Annotated in this window: 12 protein-coding genes; 3 read left to right on the top strand and 9 right to left on the bottom strand. The window is 64.4% G+C overall.

Annotated elements, in window-relative coordinates; all coding sequences use genetic code 11:
• The first annotated feature begins 269 nt into the window (after positions 1-269).
• Positions 270-1,436 (top strand): hypothetical protein, encoded by a 1,167-nt coding sequence (locus tag ACRYLT_RS03955; RefSeq protein ID WP_482662809.1) that lies wholly within the window; start codon positions 270-272, stop codon positions 1,434-1,436.
• A 351-nt stretch (positions 1,437-1,787) separates the two neighbouring features.
• Here the strand turns inward: ACRYLT_RS03955 and ACRYLT_RS03950 are convergent, their stop codons facing one another.
• The 4 genes from ACRYLT_RS03950 to ACRYLT_RS03935 form a co-directional block, all read right to left on the bottom strand.
• Positions 1,788-1,949 carry a hypothetical protein gene (locus ACRYLT_RS03950; protein WP_482662808.1) on the bottom strand — a complete coding sequence of 54 codons (162 nt, stop codon included), beginning with the start codon at positions 1,947-1,949 and terminating at the stop codon, positions 1,788-1,790.
• 594 nt (positions 1,950-2,543) lie between these two features.
• Complete coding sequence (locus ACRYLT_RS03945; RefSeq protein ID WP_482662807.1) at positions 2,544-3,023, bottom strand: hypothetical protein; 480 nt, start codon at positions 3,021-3,023, stop codon at positions 2,544-2,546.
• A gap of 14 nt (positions 3,024-3,037) precedes the next feature.
• Positions 3,038-3,310 (bottom strand): winged helix-turn-helix domain-containing protein, encoded by a 273-nt coding sequence (locus ACRYLT_RS03940; RefSeq protein WP_482662806.1) that lies wholly within the window; start codon positions 3,308-3,310, stop codon positions 3,038-3,040.
• Between the two features lie 50 nt (positions 3,311-3,360).
• Positions 3,361-5,715: a TonB-dependent receptor plug domain-containing protein gene (locus ACRYLT_RS03935; protein WP_482662805.1), complete on the bottom strand. Its 2,355-nt coding sequence runs from the start codon at positions 5,713-5,715 to the stop codon at positions 3,361-3,363.
• Between the two features lie 216 nt (positions 5,716-5,931).
• On the opposite strand from ACRYLT_RS03935, the gene ACRYLT_RS03930 reads away from it, so the two are divergent.
• Positions 5,932-6,255 (top strand): hypothetical protein, encoded by a 324-nt coding sequence (locus ACRYLT_RS03930; protein WP_482662804.1) that lies wholly within the window; start codon positions 5,932-5,934, stop codon positions 6,253-6,255.
• A 333-nt stretch (positions 6,256-6,588) separates the two neighbouring features.
• Complete coding sequence (locus ACRYLT_RS03925) at positions 6,589-7,212, top strand: EF-hand domain-containing protein (protein WP_482662803.1); 624 nt, start codon at positions 6,589-6,591, stop codon at positions 7,210-7,212.
• Positions 7,213-7,292: 80 nt separating this feature from the next.
• On the opposite strand, the gene ACRYLT_RS03920 is transcribed toward ACRYLT_RS03925, so the two are convergent.
• The 5 genes from ACRYLT_RS03920 to ACRYLT_RS03900 form a co-directional block, all read right to left on the bottom strand.
• A complete protein-coding gene (locus ACRYLT_RS03920; RefSeq protein WP_482662802.1) occupies positions 7,293-8,870 on the bottom strand; it encodes a serine hydrolase in 1,578 nt (525 codons plus the stop codon).
• Positions 8,863-9,984 carry a YkvI family membrane protein gene (locus ACRYLT_RS03915; protein ID WP_482662801.1) on the bottom strand — a complete coding sequence of 374 codons (1,122 nt, stop codon included), beginning with the start codon at positions 9,982-9,984 and terminating at the stop codon, positions 8,863-8,865. Before ACRYLT_RS03915 ends, ACRYLT_RS03920 begins: the two co-directional genes overlap by 8 nt.
• Positions 9,984-11,021 (bottom strand): N-acetyltransferase DgcN family protein, encoded by a 1,038-nt coding sequence (locus ACRYLT_RS03910; RefSeq protein ID WP_482665389.1) that lies wholly within the window; start codon positions 11,019-11,021, stop codon positions 9,984-9,986. Before ACRYLT_RS03910 ends, ACRYLT_RS03915 begins: the two co-directional genes overlap by 1 nt.
• Positions 11,022-11,111: 90 nt before the next feature.
• The gene (locus tag ACRYLT_RS03905; RefSeq protein WP_482662800.1) at positions 11,112-13,352 is read right to left on the bottom strand and encodes a TonB-dependent receptor; all 2,241 of its coding nucleotides are present in this window, start codon (positions 13,350-13,352) and stop codon (positions 11,112-11,114) included.
• Between the two features lie 43 nt (positions 13,353-13,395).
• Positions 13,396-14,520, bottom strand: coding sequence for a dipeptidase (locus tag ACRYLT_RS03900; RefSeq protein WP_482662799.1), 1,125 nt, complete (start codon positions 14,518-14,520; stop codon positions 13,396-13,398).
• Positions 14,521-14,534: the final 14 nt, after the last annotated feature.

Below are 14,534 nucleotides of genomic sequence, written 5' to 3'. Positions count from 1 at the left end.
CTCGCTGGCGGCGCAGTCGAATAAGCCGCTGAGTCAAGCAGGGCGAGGGCGATTCCGCCGAGGATAAGAGCTTTCCGCATGGCCTGAAGGATACCACGCGCTGCGCTTCAGCACCTGAACAGATTGGTCATTGGCGGGAAAGGTTCGAAGAGGGCGGGCTACGGTCCAAGGTCTTCAGCCCGGCTGAACACGGCGCACATGGCTGGGCTCACCCTTGCCAGTGCGAGTCTCGTGTGTAGAGAAGCCACAGCCATCAGAAGGGGGGGCTAATGTCTTACAACTTGGATGATGTCTTGAGTCTGCTCACAACCAGGCAGTCATCGATAGGTCGGGAGCAAACGCCAGTTGCTGGGCTTGATATAGGCTCAACGTTGGTCTTCGCTCAGGTCGTTCCCGCGAACGGAATAATCTCGAAGGTAGAAGTGTTTGGCGGCAGTGCTAACGGCACTCTGCAAATTCGCCGCTATTCCCGTGCCGGAGACACATTCACGCAGGTTGGAACTGCGCTATCGCTAACTGTTGTGAAGGAGACACTGAACACGTTCGACGGCCTCAACTGGGAGGTTAAAGGCGGCGAGTATATAGGTTCATATGCGCCGAATGGTGTCCGATGCTACAATTCCGCGATCGAGGATAATCCTGGCTGGTACTACGCTCCCGGAGACGCATCCACTTTCACGGACGCCGACGTAAGCACATCTTCCAGAATCGAACTGCGAGTGACAGTAGATCATGTGGCGTTGAGGAGCCCTCTGCCTGAGGTGGTGCAGGCGGCTGCGCCCACTGGCTACGACTCCTTGGTGCTCAAGGTGCGACAGGAGCTCGATACCCGCATCGAAGCTGGCCTTCAGAACGTGGACGATCAGGATCCCGGTGCCGGGTTTATTCGCGTGCACGGCGTAGTCCACGACTCGCGTTACGACTTCACCACCTACCAATACGGTGCGGCGTTCAGGGGGTGGGGCGACTTCGGTGACACTTTCGAGCTTCAGCTGAGCTCCGACACTGATCCTGATCGCAAGCCGTTCCTGTCGGTCCGAGATCGCATGGGACGAGCCGGTTACGGCTCGGCCATCCAGACTCGCTCCGGCGACGACCTGTGGGGCTTCGGTATCAACTCTCAGGATGAGTCATTTCCCCAAATCACAGTGTTCGAGGACATTCCGGAGGCGCCTCAGATCCTTTGGCTGAATTGGCGCGCTTGGGGCTTTGCAGTGAATCGGGTGGAGATCGCCCGCTACGATCAGCGCGGTATTCAGATCAAGGCACGTGCGGAAGCGCCGGTGCCCGACGAAGACAGTTTCATCTTATGGCAACGCGAGAACGACACCGACGACGACGGCGACCTAATGGTCACCATCAACTCCGGGGGCACGATCAAGACCGCGAAGCTCGTCGACTTCTCGGATATCCCGCCCCCGCCGGAGGAAGAATGACCTGACAGGATCTGGTCAACTCATGGCTCCTCGCAGGAGTCGTGGCTCAACTATCATTGCTGCACACACCTCATCTGGAGATCGCGATGTTGATGATTTCCCTGGGTGCCATCGGAGTACTAGCCGTGGCTGGGGCACTGGTCTGGGTGTTGACCGAAGATTGGCGTCGGACCCGTTCGTTGAAGAAAGCGCGCCGTCGGCAGTGGAAGAGCAGGCGGATGCACAGAGGCGATCGCCTTCATCGGTCGGCTCAGAGATTGCCATTTCGGCGGGCGCGGTCCCCGAGCGGCCTTGAGGCGGCCTCTATGGCTCGCTCAGCACAGGAATAGTACGTCCAAGCCGGCGTCTTCGCTACCGCCGATAATCGAGACGGGCGTCGGTGGCGGAACGCTGACGACGGAGTTGACGCCGGTACACTCGCTCCCGTGAATAGTACATGGTGAGTGCGATCGCCGCGGCGGCTGCGATGAGTAGCAGGGCGATGAGCAAGTAGGCTATGGTGTGCCGGTCCAAGCGCCTCTCCTGCTTGCGCTCCAGATTGATTGGTGAGACGCGCTACACCGAAGTTAGTTCCCGTGGTGGCTCCTTCCCGTATCGGCCACGGGACCCTCGCGGCCGGAGATTCTACACGGCGCAGGGCTCCGCTAAAGCGCGAGAGTTGCAAGCCAAAGGACCTGCAGGCGATTGGCCACTCGGGGTACGTGTGTTCATGGTGAACGTTAGTGGCAAAGTCCATGGCGTCGGGCGTCGCCCTCCTCAGCGCCAGTAAGTTGACCTCGTTGTTGGCTCCAGCGGGCGAAGCTGTGGGAATGGGTGTGGGAACGACGGCCACTCGCTTTATAACTCTGATGTTATCTGTGACACTTAACTCGAACGACTAGGCGGAAGCCCTGTCCACCATCCTCCAAAAGATCGATTGGCTAGGGATTTCCCGAAGAGCTCTTGGGTTCCCTCTGGCGATCGCATTACGGGTCCAGGGTCTGCCCCGCGTGCCGACGTGCCTCAAGTGCAGGAACCCGGACGCCGCAAGGATATCCGTAAAGGGCGGCCGCCCGCCGTGATCCTGAAATTACGGCGGTCGGCTCGGAACGGCAGGCATCAGCTGAATCAGCCAGTGTAAACCTCAATCGGCGCGCCGGTCGGCCCGCTGGGCACGAAGCTGCTCCTGCTCCGCCCGATCGATGACCCCGTTCCCGACAGGTCAAGCCGGTCGAAGCGTTGCTCGGCCTGCGCGCGGAACTGAGCGAAGGTGATTGGACCGCGGTCGCCACCTCGTCCGCCGCGCATGCCGCGGTTCCCGCGGCCTTGGGCGTCGCCGCGTTCGGCCAGGCGCTGCTGGAAGCGTGCGCGGTCCTGCGGACTCAGCTGCGCCAGGCGCTGCGCCCGGCGCTGCTCGAGAATCTGCTGCTTCTCAGCCTGGCTGAGCTCCCCATTGCCGTCAGTGTCGAGTGCGGCAAAGCGCCGCTCGGCGTCGGCGACGGCCGCCGCACGGTATATGTCCCCGGACTGCGCCGGCCCCGGCTGCTGAGCCGAGACGCCGCGGGCGACAGCCAATGCAGCGACGCTCGTGAGTATGATCCTCTTCATGGTGGCTCCTCTGCCTAGACTGAATTGCATTCATGGCCTCCGCTTGTCGCGTCGATTTGTCCGCCATTTCCCATAATGTAGCCGCCGCCCCACACCGTCTTGCCCAGCTTCGGATCGGATGGATTCTCCTCGATCTTCGTCCAGAGGCGCGAGATATGGTTGCCGATCGGCCGATCGAACGCGGCAAGCTCACGCTCCTGGCTGAGGTCCAGCAGCTGGTCGCGAGTCAGCACCCGGCGTGGATGGGTGACGAACGCGAGGAGATGTGCGGTTCTTGCATGTGTCATTTCCCTGCCAAGAGGGCGCGGCTCCGAACCGGGGAACGGATGCGCCGAAATCAGAATTGCTTGCGAATCCCGATCATCACCGAGCGTCCCAGCGGGTCGAGATAATCGGGCTGGTAGCTGATCGGCGTCAGGCCGCTCGCATCCGTGACCCGCAGCCGGCTGTTGAACAGGTTGTTGACGGACAAAGTCACCCGTGTGTTGCTCAGCCACGGCGCGTTCCTGATCAGTGCCTCCTGCTGATCGAGGTTGGCGAAGAGCCGGAGGTTCACCGTCGCCAGGCCGGAGAAGTCCAGATCGCCGGTCGTGCCGCCGAGCCCATCGGCCGTTCCGTTCACGGTCGTCCCGCTGCGCCATTGCGCCGAGAGGCGGGCGCCCAGTCCGCCGCCGGAGATCCCCGCCTGCGCCTCGATCTCGTGGCGCGGCTGCCCGCCGCTGCTGCCGACCGCCGAGCCATTCAGCAGGTCGAGCACCGGCACCCCTTCGCGGATCAGGATCTCGTCCGTGAAATGCCAGGTGTGGAAGAGCCCGAACTGAAGGCGGGTCCCGCCGCCGCGGCCGCGGGCCATCCCGCCGCCGCGCTGTCCCGCCCCGGCAGCCGGACCTTCTCCGTCCCCGCCTTCGCCGCCGCCTCGCCGGGCATCCTGCTGGCCCAGCGAGCGCGAGTAATTGAAGCCCCAGCGCAGCTCGCTGCGCTCGGAGCTGGCGAAGTTCACCGGCCGGGCGTCGATGCTGATGAGATTGCCCTCGGCATCGCGGACGAACCGATCCGCAAAGGCCGCTTCGATCTCGGGCGTGGCCGTCGGGAACGAGGCGATCGGGTTACGGATCCGGCTGTTGGCATAATCCGCGCGCAACACGAGGTCGGTCTCTTCGATCGGCCGCACGGTCACGCCGAGCTTCCAAACCTGACGGTTGTCGGCGAGCAGGTCGGGGTTGCCGCCCTCGAGCCGCGCGATATCCACGGTCGTGCCGCGCAGGAAGTCGAAGACGCGCACGTTGGGAACCAGCACCGACGGATCGCCGAGCTGCTGCATCGAGGGGGCGCCGTCCTCATTCGTGAAGGACGCGATCACCCGCACCTGCTGGATCGGCGACCAGTTCAGGCCTGCGCCGATGCTGGTGAGCGTACCGAAGTCGGAGAGCTGTTCGACCTGGCCGTTGAGGTTCAACGAAAGGTCGCCGATGGCATCCAGCACGCCCTGGCGCCGGCTGGCGATCGGCACGTCCAGGCTCACCTGGACGTTGCCGCGGCTGCGCGAAAGCTCGCTCGTCTCGAAGATGCCGCCCCGCATCGACTCGCCGCGAAGCCCCTGGTGCTCCGCGCCGAGGCGCAAGGTGGTCGACACCTCGCCTGCGGGAAGATCGAACAGGGGCGTATTCGCGACCAGTTCCGCATTGGCCACCTGGGTGAAGGTCTGCGACGTGTTTGGCACCGTGTCGGTCTCGATCACCGACTCGGAATGGCCGCGGTCGAAGTTGGCGGTGAAGGACCAGCGGACTGGCTGGACGGCGCCGTTTAGCACTACCCCGACATGGGCGTTTCGAGTGTCCGTCTCTCGGGTAAGGGCAGTCGCTTCGCCCGAGGGCGCCAAGCCGATGAAGCCTCGGCTGGAATTGACGTCGAGCCGGCCGTTGATCGTTGCTCCGACCTCCCCGATCATGCGGTTGAATGTTCCGCCGATCGAGAGTTCGTCGCTTTCGGACAGAAGCGTCCGGAACTCCCGTTCGTCGAGCGCACCCTCGGGCAGGAGGATGTCGCGCTCGCTTTCGAAAAGGGGTGTCTGGTGCTGATATTCCGCCTCGACATTCCAGCGTCCGGCATCGTTGATGTTGAGGATGTTGGCTTCCGCCCCATAAGTCGAACGGCCGCCGTCAGTGGCGAGGCCGCCCTCGATCTCGGTGGTGACGGCGCTGAAGTTCGCCTTGAGCACGAAGTTCACCACCCGCTGGTCAGCCCTGTAGCCGTAGCGGAGGGCCACTTCCTCCGGCAGTATGTCTACCCGCTCGATCGCTTCCGTCGGCAGGTTGCGCACTTCGGAGAAGCCCGAGATGCGCTGTCCGTTGAGGAGGATGACCGGACGGCCCTGCCCACGGCCCCGTGCGCTACGAGTGAGCGGCTCGAGCGCTTCGAGCAGCTCAGAGATAGATCCGAGGCCATAGGCCTGGATATCTTCCTCGTTGAGCTGAACCTCGGGCGGTATGTCGCTGTCTACTTGGCCGCGAAGTCGCGTGCCGGTGACGATGATCTCCTCGGCCTGGCCCTCTGCCGGCACTTCGAGAGCCTCCGGCTCCTCCTCAACCGGCTGAGGTGTAGCGGCCGGTGCGGTTGGATCCTGGGCATGGAGCGGCATTGGGAGGGTGCCGGCAAGCAGGCCGGCAGTAATCAGGCGGCGGGAAATAGACATGGTTCAAACCTCATTGAATGGGCGGCAATCTCGCGCCTTCGATGAGCTGACATGGGAACGTCTTGTCGCGAAGGTTTGTCTTCAGCAGAGGTGTTTTGTCGTGAGATGTATCGACACCTCTGGCGACAAATCTCCGCGGGTGCGGGTATATTCTAGCGACAGGTGAGCCTCACTTTATCCTCATCGCCCCAGTGCGGGCTTGGAGGAGGAACCAACGTGAAGAAGATGATCCTGAGCATCGCCGCCGCTGCCGCTCTGTCTGCCGGAGCCGCGCCCGCCATGGCACAATCCCGTGAAAGCGGATTCGACAGTCAGATCGGGAGTCTGCAACAGCAGTTCGACCGCGGCCTTCAACGCGGGACGATCTCGCGGAACGAAGCCCAGCCGCTGCGCAACCAGCTGAGCGCTCTTACACGTCTGGAACGCCAATATGCGCGAGGCGGCTTCACCGCGAACGAGCGGCGCTCGCTTCAGCAGCGCATTCGAAGGCTGCGCCAGGAGATCCAGACCGCGGCAGCGAGCAACAACCGTCGGCGCTGAGGCAGTTTGACGAAGCAGGGGCGCTCCCATCGTCGGAGCGTCCCCTTCTTCTGCGCCAGCGTGGCATTGCGAACCTCAGCAGACCGATGTGCAGCATTCCGTGCATCCCGGAGCGTTTATCTGCGACAGTTCACGACAAATCGAGACATCTTTGAGCGGGCGCCGCAAGCGGCAAGCAGCTAGGTGCGCCAGGCGCAGCATGGAGGCGCCAAGGTGAGATTCAGATCGTTGCGAGTGGGCGCCGTTGCGCTGTTGGTTCTCATCGGCAGGGTAGCCGACGCGCAAGCTCAGCCAGCTGCCGATCAAGACGAAGCCGCGACGCGCGGCCTCGGAATGCGGCTGTTCGTCAGTCCTGCCGGCCAGGTGTTCCGCCCCGGCGGTGGCGGCCTGCACCCCATGAGCAGCTGGTTCCGCCAAGCGGACGCCGACGGCGATGGCGCCCTCAGCCTTGCCGAGTTCCGCGCCGATTTCGCGCAGGCTTTCGTTGCGTTCGACCTTGATCAAGACGGCGAACTCGAGCCTCTGGAAATCACGCATTACGAGACCAACGTCTTCCCCGAAATTTCAAACCGCGGAGCGCTTGGCACAGGCGCGTTCACGCAGAACGCAGGACAGATGCGCCGGGGCCGGGGCGGCGGCGGTGGGCGCCCGCGTGGTGGTGGGCGCGCAAGAGGTGAAGGAAGGGCCGGACCGGCCACCGCCATGGCAGGTGCGGCGCGCTTCGGCCTGCTGGCCATCCCTCACCCACTGATGGAGGCCGATACCAACTTCAACCGGGGCGTCTCGCGGGAGGAGTTCGATGCCGCGGCCGGGCGTCGGTTCACCTTGCTTGACACCGCTCGAACTGGACGCCTCACCGAGGCCGCCCTGATGCAGATCCGGATGGAGAGCGGGAACCGCCGGCGCGGCAATCGCAGGCGTCGCGCTGGCGAAGGTGATCGGCAGCCCGGTGACTAGGAATGATGTGAGCCGGCGAAGTTCTTGACGGACCGCAGCGTGTTGGAATCTGCTGTCAGTCGGGGGTTCGACCTTGAACGCTACCCGCTGCGGCCATCCTGCACCGGTGTGAACAGCAGGTCGTGATAGTCATAGCTGAAGTCCGCGGCCGGCGACACGGCGCGCATCGTGATCCGCTCCACCTGTCCGTTGGCGTCGAGCTGGAAGGTCACATAGGCCGGCTCCATCGACGGATCGTTGAAGCGGGTTCGGAAGGTGTCATACTGCCAGTGCTCGAGCGTGGCGGTCAGGCCCGGCCAATGCGGGAAGCTCACGTTCAGCCGCCCGGCCTGCTCGCGGATTTCGATCGTTCCGAACCAGGGATCATTATAGTCGCCGGCATAGCGACCGAGCGGCAGTGAAGGCCCGACCTGCGCGGGTTGAGCGGCCGGCGCCGCGAGGGCGGCGGCCGCGGCCTGAAGTCGCGAATGGAGGAAGCCACGGAACCGATCGGGCCAGTCGGCGCGGGGCTGGCCGAGATAATGGTCGATCAGCTCCCAGGTGAGCCCGGCAAGCATCGCGCTTTCTTCGCTGTTGAGGGCGATGAAGAAGCCGACATTGCGCTCGGGAATGAGCACCACCATCGCGACCGACCCGAAGACGCCGCCGCTGTGCATGACGATCCGCTCGCCGCGATAATCGCGCACGTTCCAGCCGAGCGCATAAGTGTTGAACAAGGGCTGGATGCCGCGAAGCGGCTCGGGAAGGGATTGCGGCGGAATCAGCACGGCCGGGCTCCACATCTGCCGGGACTGTGCTTCGCTGAACAATCGGCGCTCGCCCGGAAGGGCGCCGCGGGCGAGCTGAAGCGCGATCCAGCGCGACATGTCGTTCGCGCTGACGGATAATCCGCCGGCCGGAGCCGCAACCTGGGCGATGACGGCATCGGGCCCGAGCGGCTCGATAGCGCCGAGGCCGCGGACAGGCCCGCTGATCCGGGCGTGAGGATGGGCATGATTCCGGTCCGAGCGGCGTCCTTCGGGGTCGAGGGTCACACGGTCCATTCCCGCCGGACGAAGCAGGTTGCGCCGAATGAACTGCTCCCAGCTCGTGCCGCTGACCTCCTCGATCAGCTGGCCGGCGACGATGTAGAGCACGTTGTCATAGGCATAGCCGCTTCGAAAGCTGGTGGCGGGGCGGATATGGCGTAGCCGGCGCATCACTTCTCGCCGGCTGAGATCGGAACGGGGAACGAACAGCAGGTCGCCGGCGCCGAGACCCAGACCGGACCGATGGACGAGCAGGTCGCGCACCGTCATTTCGCGGGTGACCCACGGATCGTACATCCGGAAGTCGGGCATGTGGTCGATCACCTTGTCGTCCCAGTTCAGTCGGCCCTGGTCGACGAGAATGGCCAGTGCCGCGGCGGTGAAAGCCTTGCCCGTGGAGCCGGTGAAGAAATTGGTGTCGGCATCGACCGGACGCCCGCCCGACAGGCGGGTGGCACCGAAACCCCGGGCGAAGGTCGTTCGGCCGTTTTCCACGATCGCCACCGTCGCTCCCGGACTTCCGAAGCTTTGCCTCAAGCTCTCGACCCGCTCGACGAAACCGGCCGGGGGATCGGCGAGTGCCGGTCCCGGGACGAACAGGAAAAGGCAAAGGACGAGTCGCTTAAGCATGGTGACCTCCGGACCGGGAGCTGAGGATGCGGGCGATTCCGATCGTGAACAGCGGAAGGACGAAGACGGCCAGAATGACGTAGCCGAAGGCACCATAGCCCTGGGCGATCAGCTCGATCAGGCCGAACCGGGCGGCGAGCGCGCCCGAACCGACGACGAGGATCGCGCTGACCGCCAGCCGGCGACCTGGTGGGAAGGTCCGGCGGTTCCGTTTCGCGCCCGCGGCCAGGCGCTCGTTGATCGCGTTGACGATTCCGATCCCGGTTTCCAGCAGCGCGCACAGGATCATCGCCTGGAACAGCCAGTGGAACCAGGGCGCGTCGAGCCGGCGGAGCAGGAAGTCGGAGGGCAGCGCCTCGGCACCGACCTCGGGGTACCAGGCCACCATGCACAGGAAGAAGAGCAGCGCCGGAACCATGGCAAGGGGTCCGCTGAGAAGCCCCGCGGCAATGGCATCGCGGTCGCTTGTCAGGTGACGCAGGAAGGGCAGGATCGCGACCGCCGCGACGACATTGTAGCCGGCATAGGTCACGCCGCCGATCGCCCAGCCAGGGCCGGCCGGCGCTTCGGCCAGTTGCGGGGCGATGCGGCCGCCGAAGCTCAGCAAGGCGAGCAGAAGGAAAGCCGCGTAGATGGCGTAGATGTAGAGCGACGAATAGCGGAACAGCCGCTCCGCCGCGTCCGTCCCGAACCCCGAAACGGCGATGATGGCGGCCATCAGCGCGCCGCCGCCAGCCCATTGTGGGAGCCCGAACGTCGCCGTGCCGATGGTTCCGGCCGACGCCGTCACCACCGCCAGAACAAGCACGAGGAAGAGGATGTAGACGATCTCGAACAGGATCCAGAAGGGCCCGAGCAGCGCCTGGAAGAAGGTGCGATAATCGGCCGCCGCGACAGTCCGGGCGAACAGGAAGGTGAGGGCGCAAACCCCGCTCCAGAGCCCCATCGCCAGCAACATCCCCCAAAGTCCGCCCAGCGGACCGCTGGCCAGGAAGAATTCGGCAATCTCGCGGCCGGTGGCATAGCCGCCGCCGATCACGACCGCCTTGAACGCGAGACCAGGCAGCAGGAAGCGCTGGAAGAAGGTGGATTGCGAAGGCGCCTTCCCAGCCATCAGCCCAGGCAGCGATCGAGCAGCCGCTCGAAGCGCTCGCCCCGGCGGATCGGGTCCGCGACCGGCAACCCGATCCGGTCGGCTTCCCGATCGAGCAACGCCTCCGCCTGACCGACGGGAAGCGTCGACGTGTTGATCGCGACGCCGCCACATCGGATCTTGGGGTTGGTCCGCGCACCGAGCCGGAGGTTGGTCTCGATCGTCTCCTCCAGGCTGGGAAGGGCGAACTCTGAATTGCCGAGGATGCGATGGCGCGAGGCGTCGTGGCAGACGACGATCACGTCGGGCTGGCTGCCATGGAGCAGAGCCAGCGACACGCCGGCATAAGCCGGATGGAACAGCGAACCCTGGCCTTCGATCACGTCCCAATGCTCAGGCTCCGAGTCCGGGCTCAGCATCTCGGCGGCACCGGCCGCAAAGTCGGATATCACGGCGTCGAGCGGGATCCCGGCGCCGGCGATCATGATGCCGGTCTGTCCCGTCGCTCGAAAATCGCTGTCGATCCCGCGCGCTCTGAAGCCGCGCTCGATCGCCAGGGCGCTATACTTCTTCCCAAGCGCGCAGTCGGTGCCGACGGTGAGCAATCTTTTGCCGCTGCGCTTGCGCCCGGTCGCCACCGGAATTGCGGCGGGCGGCGTCCGAACGTCGATCAGCCGCCGGCCCAACTCGGCCGCCTTGTCCCTCAGCAGCGGGTGGTCGAGCAGGCGCATGTGCATTCCGCTGACGATGTCCAGCCCAGCCTCGAGCGCTTCGACCAAAGCGGGAAGCCAGGCCGCAGCGAGAACACCGCCGGCATTGGCCACTCCGATCACCATCGATCGGGCTCCCCGCTCGGCCGCCGCCTTTGGGGGCAGGAAAGGCAGCCCTGTCGATATCCTTGCTCCGGCCAGGGCGAACTCGCCGACGCATTTGTCGGCGGCCCAGTCCTTCAGTCCGAACGCCGTCTTCGCGAAGGCCGCCTCGCTGACGTCCCCGAGAAACAGGAGGTAAGGTGTGGGGAGATCGAGCTGCCCGGCACGCTTCTCCGTGCCGGCCAGCCCCTTCTCCGGCTGTTGGTCGAGGCGATTGGACAGCACTTCACTTTCCGAGACGGTGGAGGTCGACCGCGGCTTTGCCCCTTCCCAAGATCAGAATCTCACGTCGAGAGCGGCGCCGATCGTTCGGGGCTGCAACGGCACGACGTTGATGTGGCTGGGTTGGTTGAGGCCATTGTTGATCAGCGATCGGGAGATCGGACCTGAATCGTCGGTCAGATTGCGAACATAGAATCGGAGTGTGTACCGGTCGCTGAAGGTTATCGACGCGTTGAGGTCTATGGCCGTATAGGAGCCGACCGGAAGCGCATCGGGATCGCTTTCGACGGCCGAGAAGCGGCGGCCGGTATGACGGATTCCGCCGCCGATTTCGGCATCCGTGGTGGCGCCGATCGGGAATCGATAATTGGCGGTCAATGCGCCGCTGAACTTCGGAACGAGCGCGAGCCGATCGCCGTCGAGACCGCCGATCGCCGGCGCATCCTCGGTCAGTTCGGAGTCGGTATAAGCGCCGTTGGCGCCAAGCGTCAGGCCGTCGACCGGTTCCCACAACAGCGCCGCTTCGACTCCCTGGCTTCGTGCCGTTCCGCCATTGGCGAGGCCGGACGTTCCGCCGAACGCCTGGGTGATCTGGATGTCGTCCCAGTCCATTCTGAACAGCGCGACGTCGAGCGAAACCGTCCGATTGGCGAGCCGCGTCTTGAGGCCCAGCTCGTAATTGGTCACCGTATCGGCGTCGAAGGTCGGGGGAACGCCCGGCAAGGTCACGTTCGGACCGCCCGGACGATAGCCCGTCGCTACCCGGGCATAGATCATCGTGTCCCTGTTGAAGTGATATTGGGGGCTGAGGCTGAAGGTGAAGACATCCTCCTCCGATTCACCGGGATCGTCGGCGGTGGGAACGATCGCGCCGGAGGATATCTGGCGGAAGGTCTGTTCGTTGCGGGCCCAGCGAAGGCCGCCGCTGAGCCAGAACTGGTCGCTGATTCGCCAGGTGGCGTTGCCGAACAGGGCATATTCCTTGTAGGTCGACGGCAGCGCGACCGTGGCGAGCGGATCGAGCGGCGCAATGACGTTGCCGTCGAGATCGAAGCTGTTGACGATCTGCCGGTTATTGGCTTCCTCGTCCGTGTAGAAGAAGCCGAGCAGCCATTCGAACCGGCCTCCGCCAGGCGAGGTCAGCCTGACCTCTTCGGTGATCTTCTCCATGGTGATCCGATTGTCGAAAGGCGTGATCCCCGGACCGATGGCTCCGCCGGTCAGGAGCGGAAACAGCACGCCGAAGATACGGCTCGCATCGACCGCCTCGAGCCGCTCCGCATCCGTATAGGTCGTCGTCGACGAAAGGGTGGCGAAGCCGAGATCATATTCGACCATCGCGGCATAGTTCTGGAACTCGGATTCGAACGGTTCCGGCACGAAGTTGAAGTTGGAGCGGCCATTGCCGACGGGCGTTCCGGCAAGGTCCTGGGCGATGATCCCGCTGCTGTCGGAGTCGATCTCCTGGTAGAGAGCGGAAAGGCGCACGCGCAGTCGGTCGGTCGCCTGCCAAAGAAGGCTGGCGCGGAAGCCCGTCTGATCGAACCCGTTCTGGTCCCGATCGCCGGTCTGGCTGTTGTCGATCCAGCCGGGTGTGCGGCGATGCGCAAAGCTGGCGGTCATGGCCAGGCGATCGACGACGATCGGCACGTTGATCAGCGCCTGAGCGGCGAAGCCGATGTCTCCCGAATATCGGATGTTGAAGGCTTCCACGCCGGCGCGGGCGCTGAATTCGTCGAGATCGGGCGCGACCGTCACATATTTGAGCAGTCCGCCGATCGTGCTGGCGCCATAAAGCGTGCCTTGCGGGCCCCTCAGGACTTCGATGCGGGCGAGATCATAAGGGAGCAGGTCGACGGTGAATCCGGCGCTCTCGGTATAGACCGTGCTCGATCCCACGGGCGCGTCGTCGACATAGGTGCCGACGCTCGCCCCAGCGCCGAGCGGCGCGATTCCGCGCAGCGAGACCAGGGTCTGGCCCGGCGCTCCGAGATTGCCGACATGAAGTCCCGGAACATAGCCGGCGATTTCGGTCAGCTGGGTTGCGCCGCTTTCGACCAGATCCTCGCCGCCGATCACACTGATGGAGATCGGTACGTCCTGCTGGTCTTCCTGGCGCTTCTGAGCGGTGACGAGGATCACCTGATCATCCTGGTTCCCCGCCGCGCCCGCCGCCTGCGGGTCGGTCGATTCCTGAACGAGCGACCGATCCTGCGCCTGGGCGGTGCTGGCGGCGGTCAAGGCTGCCACTGCCGCGGCGGTCAGCAGCGCCCCCCGTACCTTTCTCGACTTCATCTCCCCTACTCCCCTTCCCGTGTTTCGAGCGCCGCTGTTGCGGTCACCGCCATGTTGCGCCGAGCAGGCGCCTGAAATTGCCGCCAAGGATGAGCGCGATGTCGGAATCGCTGTGCCGACGCCGGATCAGCGCCTCGGTCAGATCGTAGATCTTGCGCGGGTGATCGAAGCCGTCCGTGTCGAGCTTGTCGCGAAAGGCGTAGCTCGAAGCGTAAAGGCCCTTCAGCTGCTCATATTGGTCGGACGGCATGTCGTCATAGCCGTTGAGGTCGGCATCGGAGCCGATTCCGACATGCTCGATGCCGACCAGCCGGGCGACATGTTCGATATGGTCGACGATGTGGCCGACATGGGTTGGATCGCGATCCCTCACGAAATTGCGGACTCCGGTGATGCCCATCACTCCGCCCTTCCGGGCGAGCGCCCGTATCGCCTCGTCGGTCTTGTTCCGGGGGTGGCTGTTGAGCGCCCTGCAGTTCGAATGGGTGATCGCGATCGGCTTGCTCGAAAGCTCGATCGCATCGAGGGTGGTGCGGTCGCCGCAATGCGAAACGTCGATCAGCATCCCGGCCTCGTTCATCGCCCGGACGATCTGCTCGCCGAAGCTGCTGACCCCGCCATCGACCCGGTCGGTGCTTCCCGAACCGATCCGGTTCTGGCTGTTGTAGGTGAGCTGGGCGCAGCGCAGGCCGAGTCCATAGAAATAAGCGACATCTTCCGGAGTGTTGAAGTGCGACGCGTTCTGAAGGCCGATGATCATCCCGATCCGGCCCTGGCTCTTGGCCCGGTCGAGGTCCGCGGCCGTGTCGACCAGTGCGAACAGATCGGGCTGGCGGCCGGCAAAGCCCTGCCACGCAGCAAGAAACTCCAGCGCCTGCTCACGGGTGCCGATCCCCTGCGCATTGTGAATCGCATTGATCCCGGAGGCTCGGAATTGCGCCACCTCCGCCTCGGTCAGAGGCTCGCTGTACGAGGACGGGCGAAAGTCGATCCGCGGGACCGCCAGCATGTCGATCACCAGCGAAGATTCGACCAGCCCAACCGCCCGCGCGGAATAGGTTCGCTCCTGAGCGCCAGCCACGGCGTAACGGCCGAAATTGACCATCGGAAAGGCGACCAGGCTCGCCGCTGCAGCACCCTGCAGCATCTGCCGTCTTGTCGGGCTCAAGACCAACCGCTCCT

This window comes from Sphingosinicella sp. SM1-17 (genome assembly GCF_056821765.1).
Note: the sequence above shows the minus strand (reverse complement) of the source record. Positions and strands in the feature narration are given on the sequence as shown.